Annotated in this window: 23 protein-coding genes and 1 tRNA gene; 14 read left to right on the forward strand and 10 right to left on the reverse strand. The window is 64.1% G+C overall.

What is annotated here, in order from left to right:
* Positions 1 to 13 precede the first annotated feature (13 nt).
* From iolE to X742_RS155955, 8 genes are all read left to right on the forward strand, one after another.
* On the forward strand, positions 14 to 931 hold the full coding sequence (iolE, locus tag X742_RS155990) for a myo-inosose-2 dehydratase (protein ID WP_023772171.1): 918 nt from the start codon (positions 14 to 16) through the stop codon (positions 929 to 931).
* Between the two features lie 62 nt (positions 932 to 993).
* Positions 994 to 1,212: a DUF3329 domain-containing protein gene (locus X742_RS155985; protein ID WP_023772172.1), complete on the forward strand. Its 219-nt coding sequence runs from the start codon at positions 994 to 996 to the stop codon at positions 1,210 to 1,212.
* A 4-nt stretch (positions 1,213 to 1,216) separates the two neighbouring features.
* Positions 1,217 to 2,029 carry a 5-deoxy-glucuronate isomerase gene (gene iolB, locus X742_RS155980; RefSeq protein WP_023772173.1) on the forward strand — a complete coding sequence of 271 codons (813 nt, stop codon included), beginning with the start codon at positions 1,217 to 1,219 and terminating at the stop codon, positions 2,027 to 2,029.
* A 151-nt stretch (positions 2,030 to 2,180) separates the two neighbouring features.
* Positions 2,181 to 2,888 (forward strand): DUF1045 domain-containing protein, encoded by a 708-nt coding sequence (locus tag X742_RS155975; protein ID WP_023772174.1) that lies wholly within the window; start codon positions 2,181 to 2,183, stop codon positions 2,886 to 2,888.
* A 35-nt stretch (positions 2,889 to 2,923) separates the two neighbouring features.
* Complete coding sequence (locus tag X742_RS155970; protein ID WP_023772175.1) at positions 2,924 to 4,063, forward strand: alpha-D-ribose 1-methylphosphonate 5-triphosphate diphosphatase; 1,140 nt, start codon at positions 2,924 to 2,926, stop codon at positions 4,061 to 4,063.
* A complete protein-coding gene (gene phnN, locus X742_RS155965) occupies positions 4,060 to 4,689 on the forward strand; it encodes a phosphonate metabolism protein/1,5-bisphosphokinase (PRPP-forming) PhnN (RefSeq protein ID WP_023772176.1) in 630 nt (209 codons plus the stop codon). The genes X742_RS155970 and phnN overlap by 4 nt, the downstream gene beginning before the upstream one ends.
* 124 nt (positions 4,690 to 4,813) lie before the next feature.
* A complete protein-coding gene (locus X742_RS155960; RefSeq protein ID WP_023772177.1) occupies positions 4,814 to 5,566 on the forward strand; it encodes a COG4280 domain-containing protein in 753 nt (250 codons plus the stop codon).
* The gene (locus tag X742_RS155955) at positions 5,566 to 5,781 is read left to right on the forward strand and encodes a hypothetical protein (protein ID WP_023772178.1); all 216 of its coding nucleotides are present in this window, start codon (positions 5,566 to 5,568) and stop codon (positions 5,779 to 5,781) included. Before X742_RS155960 ends, X742_RS155955 begins: the two co-directional genes overlap by 1 nt.
* Before the next feature lie 86 nt (positions 5,782 to 5,867).
* Here the strand turns inward: X742_RS155955 and X742_RS155950 are convergent, their stop codons facing one another.
* The 3 genes from X742_RS155950 to X742_RS155940 all read right to left on the reverse strand — a co-directional run bounded on the left by X742_RS155950 (position 5,868) and on the right by X742_RS155940 (position 9,503).
* Positions 5,868 to 6,863, reverse strand: coding sequence for an ABC transporter permease (locus X742_RS155950; protein ID WP_023772179.1), 996 nt, complete (start codon positions 6,861 to 6,863; stop codon positions 5,868 to 5,870).
* A gap of 12 nt (positions 6,864 to 6,875) precedes the next feature.
* Positions 6,876 to 8,420 carry a sugar ABC transporter ATP-binding protein gene (locus X742_RS155945; protein ID WP_023772180.1) on the reverse strand — a complete coding sequence of 515 codons (1,545 nt, stop codon included), beginning with the start codon at positions 8,418 to 8,420 and terminating at the stop codon, positions 6,876 to 6,878.
* Positions 8,421 to 8,540: 120 nt separating this feature from the next.
* On the reverse strand, positions 8,541 to 9,503 hold the full coding sequence (locus X742_RS155940; protein WP_023772181.1) for a sugar-binding protein: 963 nt from the start codon (positions 9,501 to 9,503) through the stop codon (positions 8,541 to 8,543).
* Between the two features lie 618 nt (positions 9,504 to 10,121).
* Between X742_RS155940 and X742_RS155935 the strand changes: the two genes are divergently transcribed.
* Complete coding sequence (locus X742_RS155935) at positions 10,122 to 11,246, forward strand: LacI family DNA-binding transcriptional regulator (RefSeq protein ID WP_023772182.1); 1,125 nt, start codon at positions 10,122 to 10,124, stop codon at positions 11,244 to 11,246.
* A 109-nt stretch (positions 11,247 to 11,355) separates the two neighbouring features.
* Complete coding sequence (locus tag X742_RS155930; protein WP_023772183.1) at positions 11,356 to 12,156, forward strand: class I SAM-dependent methyltransferase; 801 nt, start codon at positions 11,356 to 11,358, stop codon at positions 12,154 to 12,156.
* Positions 12,157 to 12,189: 33 nt separating this feature from the next.
* Here the strand turns inward: X742_RS155930 and X742_RS155925 are convergent, their stop codons facing one another.
* The 3 genes from X742_RS155925 to X742_RS155915 all read right to left on the reverse strand — a co-directional run bounded on the left by X742_RS155925 (position 12,190) and on the right by X742_RS155915 (position 13,920).
* Entirely contained in the window at positions 12,190 to 12,675 is a 486-nt protein-coding gene (locus X742_RS155925) for an SRPBCC family protein (RefSeq protein WP_023772184.1), read from the reverse strand.
* 2 nt (positions 12,676 to 12,677) lie between these two features.
* Positions 12,678 to 12,989 carry a metalloregulator ArsR/SmtB family transcription factor gene (locus X742_RS155920; protein ID WP_023772185.1) on the reverse strand — a complete coding sequence of 104 codons (312 nt, stop codon included), beginning with the start codon at positions 12,987 to 12,989 and terminating at the stop codon, positions 12,678 to 12,680.
* A 163-nt stretch (positions 12,990 to 13,152) separates the two neighbouring features.
* On the reverse strand, positions 13,153 to 13,920 hold the full coding sequence (locus X742_RS155915; protein ID WP_051407636.1) for an SDR family NAD(P)-dependent oxidoreductase: 768 nt from the start codon (positions 13,918 to 13,920) through the stop codon (positions 13,153 to 13,155).
* A gap of 1,163 nt (positions 13,921 to 15,083) precedes the next feature.
* Between X742_RS155915 and X742_RS155910 the strand changes: the two genes are divergently transcribed.
* Positions 15,084 to 15,323: a hypothetical protein gene (locus X742_RS155910; RefSeq protein WP_023772188.1), complete on the forward strand. Its 240-nt coding sequence runs from the start codon at positions 15,084 to 15,086 to the stop codon at positions 15,321 to 15,323.
* A gap of 706 nt (positions 15,324 to 16,029) precedes the next feature.
* On the opposite strand, the gene X742_RS155905 is transcribed toward X742_RS155910, so the two are convergent.
* The 3 genes from X742_RS155905 to X742_RS155895 form a co-directional block, all read right to left on the reverse strand.
* Positions 16,030 to 16,106: transfer RNA gene (locus X742_RS155905), tRNA-Arg, on the reverse strand.
* Between the two features lie 154 nt (positions 16,107 to 16,260).
* Positions 16,261 to 17,184 carry a DUF1003 domain-containing protein gene (locus tag X742_RS155900; RefSeq protein ID WP_015314520.1) on the reverse strand — a complete coding sequence of 308 codons (924 nt, stop codon included), beginning with the start codon at positions 17,182 to 17,184 and terminating at the stop codon, positions 16,261 to 16,263.
* A 322-nt stretch (positions 17,185 to 17,506) separates the two neighbouring features.
* A complete protein-coding gene (locus X742_RS155895; RefSeq protein ID WP_023772189.1) occupies positions 17,507 to 18,400 on the reverse strand; it encodes a D-alanyl-D-alanine carboxypeptidase family protein in 894 nt (297 codons plus the stop codon).
* 2,035 nt (positions 18,401 to 20,435) lie between these two features.
* Between X742_RS155895 and X742_RS155890 the strand changes: the two genes are divergently transcribed.
* The 3 genes from X742_RS155890 (at position 20,436) to X742_RS155880 (ending at position 22,768) form a co-directional block, all read left to right on the forward strand.
* Complete coding sequence (locus tag X742_RS155890) at positions 20,436 to 21,533, forward strand: hypothetical protein (protein ID WP_023772190.1); 1,098 nt, start codon at positions 20,436 to 20,438, stop codon at positions 21,531 to 21,533.
* 136 nt (positions 21,534 to 21,669) lie between these two features.
* Positions 21,670 to 22,281 carry a nucleoside triphosphate hydrolase gene (locus X742_RS155885; protein WP_023772191.1) on the forward strand — a complete coding sequence of 204 codons (612 nt, stop codon included), beginning with the start codon at positions 21,670 to 21,672 and terminating at the stop codon, positions 22,279 to 22,281.
* Between the two features lie 130 nt (positions 22,282 to 22,411).
* Positions 22,412 to 22,768, forward strand: a complete 357-nt coding sequence (locus X742_RS155880) for a hypothetical protein (protein ID WP_023772192.1) — start codon at positions 22,412 to 22,414, stop codon at positions 22,766 to 22,768.
* Positions 22,769 to 22,795: 27 nt separating this feature from the next.
* On the opposite strand, the gene X742_RS155875 is transcribed toward X742_RS155880, so the two are convergent.
* Entirely contained in the window at positions 22,796 to 23,500 is a 705-nt protein-coding gene (locus tag X742_RS155875; RefSeq protein WP_023772193.1) for a glutathione S-transferase N-terminal domain-containing protein, read from the reverse strand.
* Positions 23,501 to 23,640 lie beyond the last annotated feature (140 nt).

Below are 23,640 nucleotides of genomic sequence, written 5' to 3' on the forward strand. Positions count from 1 at the left end.
CCGGAGTGACGACTTGAAAGCCAAATTGGGCATGTCCCCCATCGCATGGTGGAACGACGATCTTGCCGAACTGAGCGATGACGTGTCGCTGGAGGAATGTCTGCGCCAGTCGCGCTCGGCCGGCTTCACAGGCATGGAGATGGGCCGGCGCTTTCCCAACGACCCCGCCATCATGCTGCCGATCCTGAAGGCCGCCGACGTGACGCTGTGCGGCGGCTGGTTTTCGGGCACGCTGGTCGACGAGGAGATGGCTGCCAACAAGGACCGCATCCAGCCGATGATCGACCTGTTCAAGGCGGTCGACGCGCCCTGCATCGTCTATGGCGAGGTCGGCCGCTCGATCCAGGGCGACCGTACCAAGCCGCTCGCCACCAAGCCGAAGCTCACTGGCGACGAGATGAAGGCCTACGCGCGGCGCTTGACCGTATTCGGCGAATGGTGCGCCGGGCAAGGCATGCCGCTGTCCTATCACCATCACATGGCGGCTGTGGTCGAGACCGAGCCGGAGCTCGATGCCTTCATTCGCCATTCGGGCGAAGGCATCCCACTGCTGCTCGATGCCGGACACCTCGCCTTTGCCGGCGGCGACGTGCTGCGCGCCATCGACAACCACCACAAGCGCATCAGCCACGTCCATGTGAAGGATGTGCGCATGGGCGTGATCGAGAAGCTCGACCGCACCAGGCAATCTTTCCTCGATGCGGTGGCGCTCGGCGCCTTCACCGTGCCGGGCGACGGATCGCTCGATTTCGGCGCCATCGTGCAGCGCTTCGCCGACCATGGCTATGAAGGCTGGTTCGTGGTCGAGGCTGAACAGGACCCGAAGAAGAACCCGCCGTTGAAGATGGCGCAGGTTGGCCACAGGGAGCTGATGCGGGTGATGACATCAGCCGGCTACACGGTGGAGACGCAAGGTTTTCCGAATGCCTGAAGACTGGATTCGCCGTGAGGCGCGGTCTATCTGAGGACGGATTGCTGAATTCGGATGGCGCGATGAAAGATTATGAACACCCGTTCTTCCGCCCGCTGTGGCGGCGCATCGCCGTCGTGGCCGTCTGCCTGATCTGGTCGGTGATCGAGTTCGCGTCCGGCACGCCGTTCTGGGGCGTCATCGCGCTCGGTTTTGCCGGCTACGCCATCTGGCAGTTTTTCTATCTCTACAAGCCGGTGGACGAGAGCAAGGCCGCAAGCGAGACCGAACCGAAGGAGTAACCCGATGTCGAAACTGCTCGTCAAAGCCGACAAGGGCCATGGCCGCGTCGCCCATGTGACGCCGAAAAGCGCCGGCTGGACCTATGTCGGTTTCGACCTGCATCGGCTGAAGCCGGGCGAAAACGCGTCGGGAAAGACGGAAGACCGCGAAGTCTGCCTAGTGTTCGTGACCGGCAAGGGTACCGTGAAAGCCGGCGGCAAGGATCTCGGCCTGCTCGGCGAGCGCATGTCGCCCTTCGATGGCAAGCCGTGGTCGGTCTATGTGCCGCAGGGATCGGACTGGTCGGTGACGGCCGATACCGAGCTGGAACTTGGCGTCTGCTCGGCGCCCGGTCTTGGCGGCGGCCTGCCGGTCCGGGTGATCGGACCGGGCGATCTCGGCCAGGAGGTGCGCGGCAAGGGCACCAACACGCGCTACGTCACCAACATCCTGCCGGAAGGCCAGCCGGCCGACTCGTTGCTGGTCGTCGAGGTCATCACGCCCGGCGGTCACACGTCGAGCTACCCGCCGCACAAGCACGACCAGGACAACCTGCCTGCCGAGTCCTATCTCGAGGAAACCTACTACCATCGCCTCAACCCGCCCCAGGGCTTTGCCTTCCAGCGCGTCTACACCGATGCCGACAAAAGCGGACATCGCGCGCTGGACGAAGCCATGGCGATCGAGGATGGCGATGTGGTGCTGGTGCCCAAGGGCTATCACCCCTGTGCCGCCTGCCACGGCTATGACCTCTATTACCTCAACGTGATGGCCGGACCGAAGCGGACGTGGAAATTCCACAATGCTCCCGAGCACGAATGGTTGATGAAGGCCTGACCGTGTCGCCGTCCGGCCGAATTTATTGGTCCAGCTTGGAAAAATCGTCGGCTAAGGACCCGAAGTGTCGATTTGCCTTCTAAAACCCGTCAAAGCTTCGTCAATCCGTCATGGAAATCACCTATGGCAACAGTTCTGACGAGGACTTCCCATGCGTTATGCCATTTATTTCACCCCCCGGCAGGACGAGCCGCTGGCGCGCATCGCCGCGAATTGGCTGGGCCGCGATCCGTTCGGCGCCGCGACAAGGCCGGTTGAGGCCGTTGCCGATCTGTCGGCGGCGGAAGTGGCCTTCCACACCGCTTCGGCGCGCCGCTATGGCTTTCACGCGACGCTGAAGGCGCCCTTCCACCTGGCTGCGACGGAGACCGAAACCTCGCTCCGGGCGGCGCTGGATCATTTTGCCGAGGTTACGCCTGTCGTCACGATCCCGCGCCTGGTCGTCAGCCAGATCGACACCTTCTTCGCGCTGGTGCCGGATGGTCCGCTGCCGCCGCTCAACCGCTTCGCCGACAATGTGGTACGCGATTTCGATCGGTTTCGCGCGCCGCTGTCCGAGGCCGAGATCGAGCGGCGCAGCCCGGATTCGCTGAAGCCGGTCGAGTTTCGCAATCTCTGCCAATGGGGCTATCCCTATGTCTTCGAGACCTTCCGCTTCCACATGACCCTGTCGGGGCGGGCCGGCCCACGGGAAAGCCCTCGCCTGCGCGCCGCCATCGACAGCCTTTTCGCCGATGTGTTGCGCCAGCCCGTGCTCGTGGACGCGCTGACATTGTTTATCGAACCCGAGCCCGGTGCGCCGTTCATGGTGCTTTCCCAGCACGCGCTCGGACGCCGCCCGGCCCGAAAAATCGCCTGAACGAAACCCGACTGCAAGACCAAGGACTACCCGCAATGACCGCCGAAACTGTTCTTTCCAACGCCCGCATCGTTCTTGCCGACGAGATCGTCGAAGGCTCACTGGTGCTGCGCGATGGCTTGATCGCGGGCATCGATGCCGGTTCGGCCCGGACCGGCGAGGACATGGGCGGCGACTTCATCATTCCAGGGCTGGTCGAACTCCACACCGACCATCTCGAGGGCCATTATGCGCCGCGGCCGAAAGTGCGCTGGAACCCGATCGCCGCGGTGCTCGCCCATGACGCGCAGGTGGCGACCGCCGGCATCACGACCGTGCTCGATGCCTTGCGCGTCGGCATGGACGAGGACGCCGACCTGACATTGGACGACATACGCAAGCTGGCCGATGCGATCGAGGACAGCGTCGCGCAGGATCGTTTGCGGGCCGATCACTTCCTGCACCTTCGCTGCGAGGTTTCAGCGCCGGATTGCCTCAACGCATTCGCCAATTTCGACGGTGACGAACGAGTCAAGCTGGCGTCGCTGATGGACCACGCACCGGGCCAGCGCCAGTTCGTCAATCTTGAAACCTATGCCTACTACTACCAGCGCAAGCTGAAACTCTCGGATCGCGATTTCCAGAAATTCTGCGAGAAGCGGATGGACGAATCGTCACGCAACTCCGGGCCGAACCGCGTCTTCATCGCCGCCGCCTGCCGGGAGCGCGGCATCGTGCTCGCCAGCCACGACGATGCGACGTCGGCTCATGTCGAGGAGGCCATCGAGCAGGGTGTGCGGGTCGCCGAGTTCCCGACCACCGAGGAAGCGGCGCGTGCCTCGAAGGCCGCCGGGCTTGGGGTGCTGATGGGGGCGCCCAATGTCATGCGCGGCGCCTCGCATTCGGGCAATGTCTCGGCACGCACCTTGGCCAGTGACGGCCTGCTCGACATCCTGTCGTCCGACTACATTCCCTTCAGCCTGATCCAGTCGGCCTTCTTCCTCGGCGACATGGTCGAAGGTATTTCGCTGCCGCGGGCCGTCGCCATGGTTTCGAAGAACCCGGCGCGGGCCGTCGGCCTCGACGACCGCGGCGTCATCGAGCAGGGCCGTCGCGCCGATCTGGTGCGCGTGCGCGTCGACGATCATGTTCCGGTCGTACGCACCGTCTGGCGGCAGGGATGCCGGGTGGCATGATGGTGTCGGCCTCGATCGAGCGCGAACTGTCCGCCGAAACCTTCCCGATCCGCCACGGCGTCTTCGTCGCTGTCGTGGGCCCCAGCGGCGCCGGCAAGGACACGGTCATAGGCTATGCCAAGGCGCTCTTTGCCGACGAGACGCAGCTGGAGTTCGTGCGCCGCGTCATCACCAGGCCGAGCGATACGGCGAGCGAGGACCACGATACGCTGGCCGACGCCGCCTTCGCGGAGGCCGAGGCTGACGGCGCCTTCGCCATCTCCTGGGAAGCGCATGGCCTGCGCTATGGCCTGCCTGCCGATGTCGACTGGTCTGTCACCAATGGACATGTCGCCGTGGCCAACGTGTCGCGCGCGATCATCCCCGCCTTGCGCGAGCGCTATGCCAATCTGGCCGTCGTCGAGATCACCGCTTCGCCCGAGGTGCTGGCGGAGCGGCTGGCGATGCGCGGCCGCGAGTCGCGCGGCGAGGTGCTGGCGCGGCTGGCGCGCAGCGCCAATATGAGCTTGTCCGGCCCTGGCGTCACGTCGATCGACAACAGCGGTCCGCGCGAAGTGGCCGGCGAACGTTTCGCGGAAGTGCTGCGCAAGGCCATGGCCTTTTCCGACATGTCGGGCCTGATCTGATCTGCCTTGTTTCACCCGCCTGCTTGCGCTGCCGCTGGAAACGCTCCGGGCTGCTGGCCGCGTGGGGTGATTCTGGATTACGATCCGCGAACTCGAAATGAGGTCGAGCCAGACAGGAAACTCCATGCAGACACTGACACCCGTCCTCTCGATAATCACGGCGGCATTTCTCGCCTCCCTGGTCGAGGTCGTCGAAGCTTTCACCATCGTACTGGCGGTGGGGGTGACACGCAGCTGGCGCCCGGCATTGACCGGCGCCGCGCTGGCGCTGGCTGTGCTGGCGGCCCTGGTGCTGGCCTTCGGTCCGCTGCTGGCGCTGGTCCCGATCACCACGCTGCAGTTCGTCGTCGGGGTGCTGCTCATCCTGTTCGGCATGCGCTGGCTGCGAAAAGCCATCCTGCGCAGCGTCGGCGTCATTGCCCTGCATGACGAGGAGGCGGCCTTCGCCAAGGAAACCGTGGCCCTGCACCAGCAGGCCGCCGATCGGCGCGCCGATTACCTCGCCGGGCTGGCCTCGTTCAAGGCGGTGCTGCTCGAGGGTGTCGAGGTGGTGTTCATCGTCATCGCCGTCGGCGCCGCGCATGGGCAGACATTTTACGCCAGCATGGGTGCGCTGGCGGCTTTCATCCTGGTGATGCTTGTCGGCTTGGCCGTCCACCGGCCGCTGGCGCGCGTGCCCGAGAATGCGCTCAAATTCGTGGTCGGGCTGATGCTGACCAGTTTTGGCATCTTCTGGACCGGCGAAGGCATCGGCGCCGATTGGCCTGGCGCCGATCTTGCCCTGCTCGCCATCTTCGCCATCGTCGCGCTGGCGTCCTTCGCCATGGTGCGCTGGCTGCGCGGTATCCGTCCAACAGCAGCCGGAGGACTCGCCTGATGAACGTCCTTCGTCTCGTTGCCAGGGAAGTCATCGGCATGTTCGTCGATGACGGCAATCTGGCCCTGCTGGCGCTGGTCCTGGTGGCCGCCGTTACCGCGGCGGTGAAGTTGCTCGCGCTGCCGCCGCTGCTTGGCGGCGCGCTGCTGCTGGTTGGCTGCCTTGCCATCCTGTTGCAAAGCGTTCGCCGCGCCGCACGACAGAGCGGCAGGTAATTTCAGCCAGGCATGGCGGATGACCAGAGGGTGCCGCGAAAGGCACGCCACCCCGTCACCCCTGCACCGGTAAGGCCGGAAGGGACCTATTCCGCGGCGGCGCCGACAGCGCCCTTGCGGGCGGCATCGACCATCCGCCGTCGCGCTCGGAACACGCCCCATTGCTGGTCGACCAGCACGCCGATGAGGATGACGCCACCCATCACCGCGAAGTTGAGGGAGGAGGGAATGCCGAGCAGGTTGACGAGGTTCTGCAGTTCCTGCAGCAGCACCGTGCCGAGGATGACGCCGATCAGCGAGCCCTCGCCGCCGCGCAGCGAGAAGCCGCCGAGCACCGCGGCCGCAATGGCGTAGAGCTCGTAGAACTGACCGTGGCTGGCCGGCGAGATCGAGCGCGTGTACATGGCGAAATAGATCGCCGACAGCGCGGTGAGCACGCCGCAGATGACGTAGGCCGCCATGACGACGCGGCCGGTGCGAATGCCGGAATATTTCGCCGCCTCCTCGTTCTTGCCGATGGCGTAGAGATAGCGCCCGAACACCGAGCGGTGCAGCACCACCCACATGACGACGGCGATGACGATCAGCGCGAAAAAGGAGTTCGGCACGCCCCAGGAGCGGCCGGCGGTCAGGAATTCGAGATCGGGAAAATTCTGCCCGAAGGCAAAACCGGCGGTGCCGTCGGCGGTGTAGAAGCGCGCGACGCCGCGATAGATCAAAAGCCCGCACAAGGTCACGACGAAGGGCTGCAGCTTGAGCCGCGTGATCAGCCAGCCATGCGCCAGGCCGATGATGGCGCCGAGCACCAGGATGAGCACGAAGGCAATCGGCCATCCCATGCCGCGCACGGCGATGAAGTCGATGAACAGCGTGCCCAGCAACGCGACAACGGAGCCGACGGACAGTTCGATGCCGCCGGTGATGATGACGAAGGCCTGGCCGATGGAGAGGATGCCGAACAGGCCGATCAGGTTCGAGGTGTTGGCGAGGTTGATCGGCAAGAGGAAGCGCGGATTGATGATGGCGACGATTGCCCCGACCACCAGGATCAGGATCAGCAGGCCGAGATCTTTCTTTGTCATCGTCGTCTCCGCTTACGGCCTGTTCACCGGTTTGCCCACCGCGAGCAAAAGCACGTTTTCCTGGCTGAACTGATCCTTGTCGAGAATGCCCGAGATCTGGCCCTCATGCATGACGGCGATGCGATCGGAGACGCCGATCACCTCTTCCATGTCGGAAGAGATCATCAGCACGGCGACGCCGGCGTCGGCCAGCGCCCGCATGAGGCCGTAAATCTCGGCCTTGGCGCCGATGTCGATGCCGCGCGTCGGCTCGTCGAGGATCATCACCTTCGGGTTCATGGCCAGCCATTTGCCGAGCACGACCTTCTGCTGGTTGCCGCCCGACAGCGTGCCGGTGCGCGTCTGCACCGAGGGCGCCTTGATGCCGAGGTTTTTCTTCTGCTTCTCGGCGGTGGCGGTCTCGGCACTTGCCGAGACCAGCGAGCGTCTGGCATGCGCCGGCAAATTGGGGAGTGAAATATTCTGCGCGATCGACAGGTCGAGCAGGATGCCGGTCAGCTTGCGGTCTTCCGGCACGAGGAAGATGCCTTGCGCGACGGCGTCCGCCGCGCTGGCCAGCGTTAAGGGCTTGCCGTTGAGCTCCAGCGTGCCGGCAAGGCTGGCTTCGATGCCGAAGAACACCCGCGCCAGCTCGGTTCGGCCGGAGCCGACAAGGCCGGCAAGGCCGAGGATCTCGCCGCGCCTGACCTCGAGATCGACCGGCCGGCTGGGGTAGGTGGGGGTGCGGACGGCCTTGGCTGCAAGCGCCACGGCGCCGGGCGCACGCGCCGCCTCGGAGGCTTTCTCGCGCTCCTTCAGCATGCGGCCGATCATCAGCTTGACCATCTGGTCGTGATTGATGTCGCGCTTGCCGAGCGTCCCGGCCAGCATGCCGTCGCGCAGCACCACGACGCGGTCGGCGACGCGCTCGATCTCGTGCAGTCGGTGCGAGATGAAGATAACGCTGATGCCATCGGCCTTCAGCGCCTTGATGACGTCGAGCAGCTTGTCGGTCTCGGCCAGCGGCAGGCTCGATGTCGGCTCGTCGAGGATCACAAGCCTCGCCTTGATCGACAGCGCCTTGGCGATCTCGACCATCTGCTGCTGCGCCAGCGACAGATCCGCGACCTGCGTATCGGCGGAGAAATTGGCGCCGACGCGCTTCAGCAGCGGCGCCACCATTTCGCGCAGCTTCGCGCGGTCGACCAGTCTCAGCGGGCCGGCGCGCAACGGCTCGCGGCCGAAGAAGATGTTGGCGGCAACGTCGAGGTTTTCGAAGAGGTTGAGTTCCTGGTGGACGAAGGCGATGCCCGACCCCAGGCTCCCCTCCACGCTCAGGCCTTTGTGGGCGGCGCCGTCGACCGTGATGGCGCCGCTGTCAGGCGTGGTGACGCCGCCGAGGATCTTCATCAGCGTCGATTTGCCGGCGCCATTCTCGCCGACCAGGCCGATGACCTCGCCCGGCCTGACCTCCATGGAAAACCCGTCGAGCGCCACGACCCCCGGATAGGTCTTGCGCACGTTCTCAAGGCTGAGGAACGGAGTGGTCGCAGCTATGGATGTGTCGGAATAATTCATCATGCCTGACAGCAGCCGGTGGGCCGAAATGCCCGTTCTGCAGACTGACGACCCCGGCAGGGTTCGTCAATGCGAACAGCCGGCTCAAGCGAAGTTGAGCCGGCTGGACTGCTTCTGGTCTTAGTTTCCAGCCATCGCCTTGAGATTGGCGGCGTAAGCGTCGACGTCATCCTTGCCGATGATCTTGGTCGGGATGATGATCAAATTGCCGGCCGGAATGCCCGATTTGTCACCCTTGAGATACGCGGCCATCAGCTTCATGCCCTGATAAGCCCATTCGAAGGGCTGCTGCACCACGGTGGCGGCGATCGTGCCTTCCTTGACGCCGCCCAGCGTGATCGGATCGTCATCGAAGCCGACGACGGTGATCGAGCCAAGCTTGCCGGCATCGCGCAGCGCTTCATAGATGCGGGGCGTGTTGTAGGAGTAGAAGCCGACCATGCAGGTGACGTCGGGGCTGGCGACCAGCGCGTCCTCGACATTCTTCTTGGCGCGCGCCTGGTCGATGTCGTCGCCGCGCACGTCGACCAGTTCGATCTTGGTGCCGGCGAGGCCGTCCTTCATGCCCTGGATGCGCTCCTTGGCATTGTCGGCGCCAAGCAGGCCGACGAAGCCCAGGCACTTGCCGCCGTTCGGCATCGCCTTCTTGGCGATTTCGGCCGCCTGCTTGCCGGCGTCGACATTGGAAGAGCCGATATAGGCGACACGCTTGGTCTGCGGGGCATCGCTATCGGTGGTGAACAGCGCCGTTTGCGAAGCGATCTTGTTCAGGCCATCGGTCGAGGTCTTGGGATCGACGGCCGAGACCATGATGCCCTTGACGCCGGCGGTCACCAGATCGTCCATCAGCCGCTGCTGGATGGCGACAGAGGATTGTTCGGGATATTTGAGTTCGAGCGTGTAGTCGGGCAGTTCGCCCTGCGCCTTCTTGACGCCGGCTTCGGCCGCTTTCCAGAAATCGGAAGCGCCGTTGACGACGAAGGCCAGCGTCGGCTTGTCGTCGGCGCGCGCGATTGCCGTCGCCGTCAGGCCGACAGCCAGGGCCGCGGCGGCCACGGATGCATTGCGTATCAAGGATTTCATGTTCAACCTCCCGTTTTGGTCAGTCGTAGGACTGACCGGACTTGCACAGTAAATTGTCTTGCACACTAAGTTGTCTTGCTCACCTGAATTGCCGTCCGCGGCGTGGACGCCCTCCTCCTCAAAGGGGTTCCCCGGCACTGAAAAGAATGGCGTCGTTTCCAGCCACGGCCACGGACTTTAGACACTCATTCCCCGTTCGTAAATAGTCCGATTTGTCTGACATATCACATATCTGAGACATGGTTCGCGGAAGTGATATCCGCTCTCCGTCGGGCCGTTCACGGACACCTCCGTCACCAACCGGACCAATGTGGCCGGAGGCGAGGATTGACGGTATAGCGCATCCTTGTATTAGTAAATACTATTAGCAAACGACCGGCCCGGTGGCGCTTAGGTGTCATGGCCGAATCGATCTGCCGACGCTGCGATGGCCGATCGTACACAGCCAAAGCCTTTACGACCTCTGGTTTTGCGAGGGCTCGAGCCTTTGGGACGGGGATGAGCTTCAAGGATGGTAATAATTATCAGTAAGATCGATGCCGGTATGAATCGGAAGCGTCGCCTCATCTTGTCGGCCCGGCGAGCTGAAGCTAGACAGGCTGGGGATTTGGGGGGGATATGAGCGAGACGACGGACCGGGCCATCAGGAAGCTCCGCAAGGCGGCGGCAAAGCCCAAGGGCCGCGTCACCATGACCGATATTGCGAGGGCCGCCGGCTGCTCGCAGGCGACGGTTTCCTTCGTGCTCAACAATTCGCCTGGCATTCGCCTGTCGCGGCAGACGCGGGAGCGGGTGATCGAGGCGGCGCGCGCGCTCGGCTACAGCGCCCCCGCCTTCTCCGCGCTGAAGCCCGTTGCGGCTTTCGAGGGGGCTTTTGATGGCTCGGCCTTCGAGGGAATCGACGGCGTGATCGGCTTCGCCGTCGACCAGCTCGCCACCAGCCCGGAAGCCGTGGTCGCCATCGAAGGCGCGCGCCAGGCCTCGTGGAACGCCGGCAACGTGCTTCTGGTGGCACAGACCATGGGCGACGCCGTAATGGAGCCGCGCGCCATCTCGGCGCTGACCAGGCGCGGCATTTCGGCACTGATCTACATGACCATCTTCACCCGCGAAATCACGGCGCCCGATTTCCTCTACGGCCTCGAGATCCCAGTCATCCTGCTCAACTGCTATACCGCGGACTATGCCTTCCCCGCCGTGGTGCCCTCCGAGATCGCCGGAGGCCAGAGCTCGACCCGACACCTGATCAGCCATGGCCACCGTCGCATCGCCACCATCACGGGCGAACCCTGGATGCAGGCAGCACAGGACCGGCTGAAAGGCTACCGCCGCGCGCTCGCCACCGCCGACATCCCCTTCGACCCGGAACTGGTGGTCGAGGGCGACTGGTCGGCCAGCGCCGGCTACGCCGCGACCGTGAAGCTCCTGACGCTAAAGGACCGCCCGACCGCGATCTTCTGCCAGAACGACCGCACCGCGATCGGCTGCTACGAAGCCCTTAAGGAAGCCGGACTGCACATTCCCGCCGACATCTCGGTCGTCGGCTATGACGACGAGGAAATCGCCCGGCATTTGTTCCCGCCGCTGACGACGTCGATCCTTCCGCACATGGCCATGGGCCAATGGGCGATCGAGCAGCTGGAAGCGCCTGCGATAGTGGGGCGGGGGCGATATCCAATCACCAAGCTGGAATGCCCGCTGGTGGAGCGCGAGAGCGTGGCGACATTCAAGGGCGTCGCATAAAACACCGGCCCTTCCCCTGTCCTGGGATGCTGGCATCAACCGTACTCCCCCCTATCTTGGCTTCATCCTGATAGAGGTCTAGCCTGTACCCACAGCCAGGGAGGTGCATATGACGTCGAGTTTCACCGTTCATGACGCATCCGGCTATGAGCAGCTCATGGGCCGCTGGAGCCGAAAGCTCGCGCCCAGCTTCATCGGCTTCGCCGGGCTCGCCCCCGGCGAAAAGATCCTCGATGTCGGCTGCGGCACCGGCAGTCTGACGTTCGAACTGGCGAAATCCGCCGAACTCGCGGCGATCGCGGCGATCGACTTTTCGCCTGTCTTCGTCGAGGCGGCAAAGCGGCGCAACACCGATCCGCGCATCGAGATCCAGCAGGCGGACGCCACCGCCTTGCCATTCGCCGACAATGCGTTCGACCGCGCGCTGGCGCTGCTGGTGCTTCACTTCGTGCCGGAAGCCGGCAAGGCGGTTGCCGAAATGCGCCGGGTGACGCGGCCGGGCGGGGTGGTCGCGGCCGTGGTGTGGGACCATCTCGGCGGCATGGCGGGCATGCGCATGATGATCGACACGGTCGCCGCGCTCAGCGAGAGCGGTCGCCAGCTGCGCGGCCGCTATTGCTTCCAGCCGATGATGCAGCCCGGCGAAATGAAGCGGACCTTCATCGAGCAGGGGCTGGCCGATGTTACCGAAACCGAGCTGATGATCCGTATGGATTACCAGGACTTCGCCGATTATTGGGCGCCGATTTCAGCCGGCGAGGGCCCGCTCGGCAAATACATGACCACGCTCGAGGCAGCCGAGCGCGAACGCACCGAGGCTGCCGTCCGCGATGCCTATCAGGCCGGGCGACCGGACGGCCCGAGGTCGTTCGCCAATGTCGCCTGGGCGTGCAGAGGCGTGGCGCCCTGACCGCCCAGAGGGCGAAGCGCCTTTGAACCGCGATCAGGCCTGCCGAGCAACCAGATCGGCATAGCGCTGCAGGTAAAGCGGCCAGCCCTGATCGCCGGCGACGCTGTCGCGCACACCTTCCCAGCCCTGGCCATGGCGCTCCAGGTTGCGGTGCTCGATCTCGACGCGGGTACGCTCAGCCGTTTCGGCGGTGAACCGCACTTCCCACTCGCTGGTCTTGGCCGGGTCGGTCTCGATGCGCCATTGCGGGCTGATGTCCCAGCTCAAGAGTACGCGGTTCGGCGGCTCATAGGCCAGCACGCGCGCCCAGCGGCACTCGCTGCCATCGACGCCGCGGTCATAGACGTTACCGCCGACGCGAGGCTCGAACACCGTCTCGGCGATCTGGGCTGCGAGCAGATTGTGCTCTGGCGGTTTGAAACTGCCGAAATCCTCGGTGAAGACCTTGAAGGCGCGCTCGATCGGCGCCTCGACGACGACGGATTGTTTCACGGAGGCGATGGGAATCCGGGTGTTCATGGTCACTCCTCTGGTGGGGTCTCGACGGCCAGCTTGTAGGTCGCGAGCGTCTTGCTCCAGAACCGGTCGAGCCAGGCGCGCATCTGGCCAAGCCCGTGCGGATCGATATGGTAGACGTTGCTGGCGCCCTTCGGCTCCGCACGCACCAGCCGCGAATCGCGAAGCACCTTCAGATGCTGCGACACCGCGGACTGCGATACGCTGACCTGCCGCGTGACCTCCGCCACCGAGCGCGGCCGCTCCGCTATCAGCTCAAAAATCTGCCTTCGGGTCGGATCGCCCAGGGCGGCAAGCTGTGCGCTGTCAACAGTCATGACTTATGATTAGTGTAGGCTGATGATTTAGTCAAGCGACTGTGGCTGGCGGCCCGGTGCGGCGGCGAGAAATTTCACCCGAGATAGGGATCGCAGTTCACTCCGGTGGAAGGAGTTGCGCCGAAGGTCGAAATCCACACGGGCATAAAACCGGCCGCGCCCTCTATCCCTTGCGCTCTTCAAGGCTGTTGCCGCCATCGACCACCAGCAAGGCGCCGTTTATATAGCTGGCGCTCTCGGAGGCCAGGAACACGACCGCCGCCGCCACCTCACCGGGCCGGCCGGCGCGGCCCGGCGGCGCATGCAGGGCCGCTATCCGTTCCGCCTCGCTCGACGCGCCGGTCTCGATCCAGCCGGGCGCCACTGCATTGGCGGTGACCCCGTGGCGCGCCACTTCCAGCGCCAATGTCCGGGTCAGGCCGACCATGCCGGCCTTCGCCGCGGAATAGGCGGCGGTGCCCTGGTAGGAGACCAGCGGCCCGGTCACCGACGCGACGTTGACGATGCGCCCATACCCCGTTTCGACCATCGCCGGCAGAAACGCCCTGGTGACGAGAAACGCCGTCTTCAGGCTGGTCTCGATGCCCCGGTCCCACTCGGCCTCGCTCATCGTTAGGAACGCCTTGTCGACGGACGGCGAGGCCAGCGAGCCCATGCCGGCATTGTTGACCAGGATATCGATAGCGCCGACCTCGGCCCGCAGCCGCCCCACCTCCGCGGCGATGGTGAGATCGGCGACCGCGGCCGTGGCATCGACACCCTCGCCGCGAAGCTCGCCAGCGCGCTCCAGCACCCGCGCGCTGGCGCCGGTCAGGAAAACCGCATGCCCGGCTTGGCCAAACTGGCGCGCAATGGCAAAGCCGATGCCGTCAGCCGCGCCGGCGCCGGTGATCAGGACACGCCTGGTGATGGTTGTGGCGGTTGTGGCCAAGTCTGGCTCCTAGGGAAGGGCGCTGACGCGGTGGGGGCTATGAGGCGTCAATAGGCCCAAACATCCTCGGTTGTTCAGCTTTGATTTTGGCCCTCTCTATCGACCTGGTTCGGCTTTCGCAACGCCTTCAGCAGAGGTCCGCGACGACGGCATTGCCGCGGCCGCGGTGAGAGCCTGCTTGGCAGGCAGCTCCAATTCCGACACAGCTCCGCCCCCATGGCGCGTTCTGGCGTTTAGCATTAGCTATTCCTGCTCAGATGCATTCAGGGACAAGGAACACATTCCTTGCCAGTCAAGTGAATTAGCTGAAACTAATCTCCGTCCCTTGCGTTCTTGCCGTCTCGTCTAGTGGGCAGGGTGGTGCTTGGCAGGATTCAGAAAATTCCAGTGTCGGCGGTGTCTCGGCGCCGGGAAGGTATTCGACTGCGGAAAATGGTTGGCCTCGAACGGCACTTGTTGCCCGCATGGGGCTCACCGACCGGGCTGCAAAGGTTCTACTATCAGATGCCCGGTATGTCGCGGCAGCGGTCTGCAGGGCCCGGAACTTACACCTCCAACAGATCGGTAGGGACTGCGGCGAGAGAAGGGCGGCAGCCATGTTTCATGGTTCACCATTAACATAGGTGATTTCACCCAAGCAGCCTTCGGTCTTTCCTTGAAAGAGGGCAGAGCGGGCGCGCATCGGGGAGCGCAAAAATGATAGCATTCGGTGGCCGAGCCGGAGGAAGTTTTGAAGCCGCGATGATCGTAGTCATGGTCTTGGCTGCAATAGGAATAATCCTAGTCATAACCACTGAGATTTTCTGAGGCGGTCAAGGTTCGCGGCGTCCGAAAACGCTTTTGTTTATCGGCTTTGAAGGCGAAAGGCGCTGCCGGCGTAACGCCCTTGTTGGCGCAATGAGCACCATGGCCGGCTTGCCGGCCTCTCGCTGCGCGCCGATGATGGCCAAAAGCCCGCCACCTTCGCGGCAGCGGGGCCAGTCCAAACAGAGATGAAAACAGTGCAACGGCCGAAACGCCGCGCTTGAACTCTACGGGCCGGAGCTACTCTCAAGACCGAGGCGCTCGCCCACCAACCGCTGGGGCGGATATCCCGCCCCATCGGCTGCCGGAACCAAAACCGACATGGGAGATTTCCGGAGACAAAACCCGGAGCAACCATCATGCTGATCGGAGACTTCGACACTGAAACTGTGAAGCACAGTGTGTTGTACAGAGACGCCAAGCTCGCAATGCTCACCCACCAGGTGCTGTATCGCATGGAGCTTACAGGAACCGCGGCTGGCGGAGTCGAGCACGCGCTGGCAGAGTTTGCTCAAGCCAACCAGGCCGCCTTCGATGCTTCAAGCAGCTCGCTCGCAGCTTTCCTTCATTTGGAACCCAATCAGACCTTGGGAATGTGAACAGCACCTGGCTTGTCGGCGGGCGGTATAGCAGCTTCCGGCTTTCCAGATGCTCCTCAAGCAACCGCTTGCGGAAAGTTGCCTTGGGGCAAGCGAGCCTCGTCTGCCATCACCACTGAGAGCCAGAAGGCGGTTCCAATACAGAGCAGAAGTACACGCAGCGAAGGGAAGTCGGCTGCGTTTGCCCCAACTTGGCTTCGTCAGGCTGTTCCCCCCGGGAAAGATGAGAGCCCGCCACCTTCGGCAGCGGGCTCCTGCGATAGCGGTGCTGTCAGCCGGACGTGGTTGGCCGAATGAGAGCGAAAGGTCCCGGACCTGCCGTGACCTTGGACAGCCGCTGGCGTTTGATGAGAACGGGTTGTTCGTATGTCTTCTTCATCCCTGCTCCTTTGGTGCGGACCTGACTTGCCAATCGCTGTGGGCCCGCCTCACTGGCGGCGAAGCGGGCCCGGCCAAGTCTTGCGAGACCTGACCAGCAGCGAGGGAAGCTGCCGGCATTCGAACCAGCCGAGGAACAGCAGGTTCCCGAATGTCGCATAAAAAGGCCGCCCGCCGGAGCCAGCGCACAGGTCGTGGAAAGGAGGCGATCGGAGTAAGTGGCCGACATGCAGGCTCGAACCACTCCAAAACCCCTTCGGGCCAAAAGTGTTAGCCATGTCTCCGGTATGAACCGTAACCCATGTGTCCGGAATGGACCTGCGGAATTTGGCGCACCCGACAGGATTCGAACCTGTGACCTCTGCCTTCGGAGGGCAGCGCTCTATCCAGCTGAGCTACGGGTGCTTTCAGGACGAAGAGCCCGGAAAACGAACCAGCCGGCGAACCGGCAAGTCACGGCTTCTTAGCGGAAGCGGGCGCGGGCTTCAACGGGCAATTGGCGGCGTTGCGAACTTGGCTTGGGTAGCAGAGCGTTCGCCCAATGCGCGGGCACCACCCCTCACTGCTCTACCGGGCTCTTCACCGGCCGCCGCCCCCGCACCGCCCGCTTTGCCTTCTTCGCGCTCGCCAGTTCGTGCATTGCATCCAGCTGCATCTGCTGCATCTCGGCCAGTCGCGTCCATTGCCGCGAGATGAGGTAATCGAGCTTTTCGTGCAGGTGGCGGACTTCCAACTCGGCCTTGAGGTTCACCCGGTAGTCGTTGAAGGAGCGCAGCCGGTCCTTGGCCTCCGTCCGTCTCTGGCTCATCATGATGATCGGCGCCTGGACCGCGGCGATGCAGGAGAGCAGCAGGTTGAGCAGGATGAAGGGGTAGGGATCGAAGGCGCCCGCCATGCCCGCGATCAGGTTGATGCCGATCCACACCAGGAGCACACTGGCGAACGAGATCAGGAACCACCAGCTGCCGCCGAAGGCGGCCATGTTGTCGGAAACCCGGTCGGCGAAGGAGCGGTGCTCCTCGAATTCTTCTTCGCTGTTTTCCGAAATCGTGTCCTGCCGGGCGATCGATTCCACCACCTGGCGGTCGAGCTCGGAGAATTCGCCGTGCTCCTGCTGTAAGAGCTCCTCCATGTAGCGCATGCGGTAGCGGCCGAGCTCCTCGCGGCTGATGCGCGCGCCCTTGGGCAGGTCGGGGTGGTCCGAATGAATGCGATCGGCGAGGCTCGGGCGCAGCGTGTCGATGCGCACAAGGTCGCGCTTGCGGAATTTGCGGCCCGAGATCGCCGACGGCTTCTTCTTCGGCTTCAGCCGCGATGCGCCCGGGCCTGATGGCTCGGAATCCGGCACTTCGGGCGTGTCGAAATGCTCGTCGGAAACCTCGTGCAAATCCTCTTGCGTGGTCGGCGCCTCGAAATACTCGCCGCCGCTGTCGTTCTCATTGTCGGCCGACTTCTGCTCGGATGCCTTGGGTACGGTGCTCATGATGGGCTCCTGCGCTGTAAGTTAGGATACGCTGAGGCGACGGCGCTTATCCACTGTCGGATTCGCAAGCCTATGCCACGTCTTCCGCACGATTGCGTGACAGTTGCAAGATGGTAGCCGGCTGCGAAGTTTCGCGGGCACCAAGGCACGACTTGGGACGGCGGCCGGCCCTTCGCAGGCTCCCTGCCCCTTGGGCGTTCAGACCCTTCAAAAGGTCCACTGGACCTTTTGATCCGCTCAAGGGCGGACCGTGTGTGCACCGTTCGTCGTTCCAAAAGCCAGGCAATTGGCTTTTTGTCCGCTGCGCGGATCACGCCTCACCTCACTGCTGTTCGGCGAACATCAGCCTGGTCTTGGTGTCGGCCATGCTGGGCGACAGGCTGCGCTGGATCAGCGCTTCGACATGGTCGTTGCGCTGGCGCGCGCTGTCGGCGCCCATCACCACCACGATCAGCTGGCGGCCGTCGGCGTCGTAGGAGGTGACGATGTTGAAGCCGGAAGCCCTGATATAGCCTGTCTTGATGCCGTTCACGCCGCGCACGCGGCCGAGCATGTCGTTATGGCCGCGCACCAGCCGGCCGCGAAACATGAAGTCGCTTTCGGAGAAATAATGGAAGTGCTGCGGGAAGCGCCGCTGCAACGACATGCCGAGCACCGCCATGTCGTGGGCGGTCGTCAGCTGGCCGTCATCGGGCAGGCCCGATGCGTTGCGGAAGGTGGTGCTGCTCATGCCGAGCTGGCGCGCCTTGGATGTCATCATGGCGGCGAACTGGTCTTCCGAGCCGCCGAGATATTCGCCCACCGCCACGGCCACGTCATTGGCCGATTTGACGACGATGGCGCGGATGGCGGAATCGACGTCGATCGTCTCCCCGCGCCGGAAACGCATCTTGGTCGGCGGCTGCGAGGCGGCGTGGTCCGAAACCGGGATCTGCGTTTCCTTGGTGACGCGGCCGGTCTCCATCGCCTCGAACAGCAGATAGAGCGTCATCATCTTGGTCAGCGAGGCCGGATAACGCTGCGCCGTCGAATTGACCTCGAACAGCTGCTTGCCACTCTTTCCATCGACGACGATGGCCGCGTATTTTTGCGGTGGCGCCGGCACGGCCAGAACGCTGTCGGGCGGGGCCGTGGTCGAGCAGCCGGCCATCAGGGCCGCCAGGGCCAGGACAGCGAGGATTTTCTGGAAGAGCGGAAAGAGACGCGGCAAGGACAAGGGCTGGACTGTTCTGGCGATGCTGTTGCTGAGATAAGGCGAAGCTAACGTAACCCGGCGGGTGCGTCCATTTGGTTAATGCCGGTTAGCCCAGGGAATGTCGAGTGCCGGCGGCCTGTTTCCCCACTCGCCAAGGCGGGGGAGAGGAACCAAGCCTTGCCACCGCCCCGAAATCGCCCGTTTCCTGTCTTTCCTTGCCAAAGCTGCGCCTGCCGTGGGAAGGAGCGTGGCATCCGGCGGCTAGGGGGGCTCGCAAAATGGCTGACATTGGGGCTGGCGCCGCGCCGTCATTGATCAGGGCGTCGCTCAGCCGCACCGGCAAATGGGCCGGCAGCATCGCCTTCATCGGCGGCGCCGTTTCCGACATCCTCAACCCGCTGGCGCCGTTCGCCGCCTATATCGCGCTGGCCGCCTCGATCGCGGCCGTCATCATCGCCATTGCCATCGTGCTCAGGCTCGTGCTGGCGGCCAGGGCACTGCCGGCGCTGGTGTTCGCCACCAGTGCGGCGGCGGTTGCCGGCGGCGTCTACGCCGTGCAGAAGGAGACCAATTCGCAGAACGGCATCATCGCCAGCCTGGTGCCGGCGATCGCGCAACTGCAGCAGTCGACGGGCATCGTCGCCGAAAAGGTGGCTAGGATCGAGCAAACGGTCACGCAAACGCAGAAGACCGTCGAAGAGGTCAAGAAATCGACCGACACGGTTGCCCAGAGAACCGATCAGATCGCCTCCGCCCAGCAGCAGCAAGCTGCCCAAGGCGCCGAGACGCAAAGGACCGTCGAAGCGGTCAAGCAAACGACCGAGACACTCGTAGGCGGCCAGCAGCAGCAAGTGGTCCAGGCCGAAAAGCTTCAGGCGACGACAGAGCAGATCGCCGCCTCGATCGACACGATCGCCAAGGGGTTTGCCACCTTGGCCGCGCAAGGCGGCGCCATCGCCGAGCCGAAGCGGCCGGACGAATTCTACCACAATGCCCGCGTCTACGAGCTCTCGGGCGACATGCTCAACGCGCGGCGCTCCTATCTCGCCTTTGCCGGCTTCGATGTCGACGCCATCGATCCCTATACGCGCTTTGCCACGCTTCTGCGGGTCCAGGACGGCAAGGCCGGCGCCCGCGAGGTGTTCGGCCAACTCGCGGAGAAAGCCAAGGCGCCATCGATTAAGCTCGTCCACCTGCTGCAGTTCGACGATACCCAGCGGCTCGACAAGCTCAACGCCTTCATTGCGACCAATCCGGACTATGCACCGGCCTATTTCATGTTGGCGCAGGAGTTCTCGGAGGATCGGCTCGGCAGCCAGACGCTGGCCGACAAGCGCAGCGAAGCCCAGGCGCTGACCAAATTCGTCTCTTACGAGAAGGATGGCGGGCTGCTCGGATATTTCGTCGACCAAACCCAGCTTGCCGACTGGCTGGACCGCGGCCGCGGCCGGCTGGCGGCCCTTGGCGACGTGCTCGACCCCGCCCGCTTCGCGCCGTCGCTGACGCCGATGCGTTCCAACCAGGGCTGGTCGATGACCATTTCGCTGCCCGAGCCGGCGACCGCGATATCTTGGCGTCTTGGCGGCGCCGGCCCCTTTACCGACACCGGCCTGCTGGCGCTCAACGACCAGCGGACCGGCAAGCCGATGCCCAATCCGAGCTTCGAATTGCCCGACAGCACGGCGCAGACCACGATCGCGATCAAATATCTCGACATCAGGGGGCGCGAGACCGGCCCGTTCGACATAAGCTTCGACCCGGATGCCGCCCTGCAACAGGGCAACAAGCAGATCCTCGACCANATGCCAGGGATCCCTACGCCATCCCCGATGATTTCGAGCCCTATTTCAAGGTCACCGAAAGCGTGACCTCGATGTCGGTGCAGGTGACCTATACCGACGGGACGAAATCCCCGGTGCGCGACTACAAGCGGCAATAGGGCTCGCACTTTCCGACGAAGGCGAGCGCAAAACCAATGCAAAATACGCGCCCACGCGCTTGCGCGGTGCGCCGAACCGGTTCTTCTTGGCACCCGTCAGATTCGGGTGAGAGAGCCATGGATACAGTCACGATCAACGCCAAGGGCATTTCGGTTTCGCTGGACCTCACGGTTGGCCACATCGCCGACATGGTCGTCGAGAGCGGCGCGCGCCGGTTGAAGCCGCTACACCGTGCACCCTGGGTCGACGCGGGCGAGACGCTGCCTCCAGACCTGTCGCGGGGCACCGTCCGGCTCTCCGGCGACTTTCTCTGCGCGCCGTTTTCGCGCAGCGATGTCGAGGAGGCACCGCTGCATGGCTGGCCGGCCAACAGCGCCTGGGATGTGGTCGACAGTGGAGCGACGGATAGTGGCTGGCGCGCGGTCTTCCGGCTGCGCCACAAGGTGATGGGCGCCAGCGTCGACAAGATTTTCACGCTGCGCGACGACCATCCTTTCCTCTACCAGGAACATGTGTTTTCCGGCGGGTCCGGCGCGATCTCTGTCGCCCATCACCCGATGACGGCAATGAAAGGTGGCGGCAGGCTGGCTTTCTCGCCGAAGCGGTTTGCCGCCACGCCAGCCGATCCGCTGGAGCCGGACCCCGCGCGCGGCCGCTTCATGCTGGCCTACCCCGGTCGGTCGTCGGACCTCGAGCATTTCCCTGCTGCCGGCGGCGGCACGCTCAATCTGACGGATTACCGTATGGATGACCGGCGCGAGGATTTCCTCACCTTGGTCGAGACCGACCATGGCGGTCCAGGCTGGACCGCGCTGGCTCGCGAGGCCGAGGACGATCTGGTGCTGGTGCTGAAGAACCCGGCCGAACTGCCGGTTACCATGTTGTGGTTCAGCAATGGCGGGCGCGACTACGCGCCGTGGAGCGGCCGCCATCTCGGCGTGCTCGGCATCGAGGATGGGCGCACCGCGGTCGGCCACGCCGCCTCGCTTGGCGACAACTGGCTGAAGCGCGAGGGCGTGGCGACCGCATTCGCGCTTGGCGAGGATCGCGGCGTCTCGTTCCGCCATGTCATCGGTGCGTTGCCCCTGTCGGGTGGCGAGCCCCCGCGCGCGATCACCACCGCGGGTGGCAGCCTCCGGTTGGCTGGCGCCGCGGCATCGGAAGTCCCGTTCGATAGTGAATTTCTTCGTATCGGCCAGCCAGCGGCACGCTGAAGACGAAGCCGTAAGGGACTAATCGCGGTCGCCAGTGCTGACTCCACGACCGGTCGCTCTAAATCGTGCAAATCGCGGTTTGAAATTCAAGCGACCGCCGACAAGATGCGTCAAAATCTTCGGAAGGAGCCGAAAAATGTCCGAAATCGCCCACCTCGCCGCTACCATCTTCAAGCGCGCCGGCAAGGCAAATCGCTTCATCGTCGCCATTGCCGGGCCGCCGGGCGCCGGCAAATCGACACTGTCGGCAAGCCTGCATGACCTTTTGCCGGAAGGCGCGGTGGAGGTCGTGCCCATGGACGGCTTCCACTATGACGACATCGTGCTCGAGCGGCGCGGTCTGCGGGCGCGAAAGGGCGCGCCCGACACATTCGACTTTGGCGGCTTTGAGACGCTTTTGAAGCGCATCCGCGCCGGCGAGGCCGAGATCGCCATTCCGGTGTTCGACCGCGGCATGGAATTGTCGCGCGCCGCCGCGGCGATTGTCGGCGCTGAGACCAAGTTCATCCTGGTGGAAGGCAATTACCTGCTGCTCGACGAGGAGCCGTGGTCGCGGCTGGCGCCGCTGTTCGATTTCTCGATCTTCGTCGACGTGCCGCGCAAGGAGCTCGAACGCCGCCTGATGGAACGCTGGCACGAGCATGGAGATTCCGAGGCGGATGCGCGCGCCTGGATCGCCTCCAACGACATGCCCAACATCGAACGCGTGCTTGCGCGGCGCCGGGCGGCCGACCTGGTCTTTGGTTAAGCCGTTATCCAGATCAACCTTGGTTGATCTGGATTTACCGTTTAATTTTCAATATTTTTCGACGGGAACCTTAAGACTTACAACGCGTTATCCCGATCAGGCAATCATGCCAGAAGAGGGATTCCGTCCCATGGCAACAAACGCGAAGAAGCCCACCAGGGGTAAGTCGGCGCAACCGAAGGCGCCGCAGTCGACGGCTGGGGCCGGCCCGGCGATCGCCCAGCGCTCCAAGGATGCGAAGGCCTTCGGCAAGGCGGCCCCGAAAAAAGTCGTGCCGGGGTCGAAAGCGACCGCGCCGAAAGCGGCCGCCAAGCCCGCCCAAGCGAAGAAGCCGGCCATGGCCGGCGGATCGAAAGCTAGCGGCGGCTCGAAGGTTCGCTCCGCGGCCAATGTCGCCGCCGGCGCGGTCGTCGCCACGGCGCGGGGCGTGGCATCCCTTGCCGCCTCCGTGGTCGGCAGGGGCGGACCCAAGGCGAAAGCAAAGTAGGTTGCTCCTTCCCGAGGGCTGATGGGTTCAGCCTCGCGCCGGAATGGTCAGGCCTTTTTGCACCGCCGGCCGCGCCAGGCCGCGCTCCAGCCACGCTGCCAGATTGGCGAAATCGTCGAAGCCGACCAGATCGCGCGCTTCGTAGAAGCCGATCAGGTTGCGCACCCAGCCGAGCAGCGAGATGTCGGCGATGGTGTAGTCATTGTCCATGATCCACTTGCGGCCCTTCAGCCTGACGTCGAGAACGCCGAGCAGGCGCCGTGATTCGTCGCGGTAGCGCTCCAGCGGTCGCTTGTCGGCGATCTCCCGGCCGGCGAATTTGTGGAAGAAGCCGACCTGGCCGAACATCGGCCCAACAGCCGCCATCTGGAAAAAGACCCACTGGATGGTCTCGTAGCGCCGCGCCGCGTCGACAGGCATGAGCAGGCCGGTCTTTTCCGCCAGGTAGAGCAGTATCGCGCCGGATTCGAACAGGCCGATTGGCGCGCCGCCCGGTCCGTCGGGATCAATGATCGCCGGGATCTTGCCATTGGGATTGAGCGACAGGAATTCTGGGGTCCAGCTCTCGTTCTTGCCGATGTTGATCAGATGCGGCTCATAGGGCAGGCCGATTTCCTCCAGCGCGATCGATATCTTCACGCCGTTCGGCGTCGTTGCCGAATAGAGCTGGAGCTGGTCGGGATGCTTGGCCGGCCAACGGCTTGCGATCGGAAAGGCGGACAGGTCTGCCATCGGGAACTCCTGAGCGGGGGATTCGCACCAAGCGGCGCGATATTGGCGGGTCGGCCAAGAACTAGGGCCGCGGCGAGGCCGGATCAATATGGCGGTGACGCTTTCACCATGCACGGACAGTCACCCGATTCGGACCGCGC

The organism is Mesorhizobium sp. LNHC229A00 (assembly GCF_000502415.1).
GTDB lineage: Bacteria > Pseudomonadota > Alphaproteobacteria > Rhizobiales > Rhizobiaceae > Mesorhizobium.

Bases quoted from the DNA above. Each gene is read 5' to 3' on its own strand.
- X742_RS155985 (WP_023772172.1), top strand. From the start codon at position 994: ATGAAAGATTATGAACACCCGTTCTTCCGCCCGCTGTGGCGGCGCATC.
- iolB (WP_023772173.1), top strand. From the start codon at position 1,217: ATGTCGAAACTGCTCGTCAAAGCCGACAAGGGCCATGGCCGCGTCGCC.
- X742_RS155975 (WP_023772174.1), top strand. From the start codon at position 2,181: ATGCGTTATGCCATTTATTTCACCCCCCGGCAGGACGAGCCGCTGGCG.
- X742_RS155970 (WP_023772175.1), top strand. From the start codon at position 2,924: ATGACCGCCGAAACTGTTCTTTCCAACGCCCGCATCGTTCTTGCCGAC.
- phnN (WP_023772176.1), top strand. From the start codon at position 4,060: ATGATGGTGTCGGCCTCGATCGAGCGCGAACTGTCCGCCGAAACCTTC.
- X742_RS155960 (WP_023772177.1), top strand. From the start codon at position 4,814: ATGCAGACACTGACACCCGTCCTCTCGATAATCACGGCGGCATTTCTC.
- X742_RS155955 (WP_023772178.1), top strand. From the start codon at position 5,566: ATGAACGTCCTTCGTCTCGTTGCCAGGGAAGTCATCGGCATGTTCGTC.
- X742_RS155950 (WP_023772179.1), bottom strand. From the start codon at position 6,863: ATGACAAAGAAAGATCTCGGCCTGCTGATCCTGATCCTGGTGGTCGGG.
- X742_RS155945 (WP_023772180.1), bottom strand. From the start codon at position 8,420: ATGAATTATTCCGACACATCCATAGCTGCGACCACTCCGTTCCTCAGC.
- X742_RS155940 (WP_023772181.1), bottom strand. From the start codon at position 9,503: ATGAAATCCTTGATACGCAATGCATCCGTGGCCGCCGCGGCCCTGGCT.
- X742_RS155935 (WP_023772182.1), top strand. From the start codon at position 10,122: ATGAGCGAGACGACGGACCGGGCCATCAGGAAGCTCCGCAAGGCGGCG.
- X742_RS155930 (WP_023772183.1), top strand. From the start codon at position 11,356: ATGACGTCGAGTTTCACCGTTCATGACGCATCCGGCTATGAGCAGCTC.
- X742_RS155925 (WP_023772184.1), bottom strand. From the start codon at position 12,675: ATGAACACCCGGATTCCCATCGCCTCCGTGAAACAATCCGTCGTCGTC.
- X742_RS155920 (WP_023772185.1), bottom strand. From the start codon at position 12,989: ATGACTGTTGACAGCGCACAGCTTGCCGCCCTGGGCGATCCGACCCGA.
- X742_RS155910 (WP_023772188.1), top strand. From the start codon at position 15,084: ATGCTGATCGGAGACTTCGACACTGAAACTGTGAAGCACAGTGTGTTG.
- X742_RS155900 (WP_015314520.1), bottom strand. From the start codon at position 17,184: ATGAGCACCGTACCCAAGGCATCCGAGCAGAAGTCGGCCGACAATGAG.
- X742_RS155890 (WP_023772190.1), top strand. From the start codon at position 20,436: ATGGATACAGTCACGATCAACGCCAAGGGCATTTCGGTTTCGCTGGAC.
- X742_RS155885 (WP_023772191.1), top strand. From the start codon at position 21,670: ATGTCCGAAATCGCCCACCTCGCCGCTACCATCTTCAAGCGCGCCGGC.
- X742_RS155880 (WP_023772192.1), top strand. From the start codon at position 22,412: ATGGCAACAAACGCGAAGAAGCCCACCAGGGGTAAGTCGGCGCAACCG.
- X742_RS155875 (WP_023772193.1), bottom strand. From the start codon at position 23,500: ATGGCAGACCTGTCCGCCTTTCCGATCGCAAGCCGTTGGCCGGCCAAG.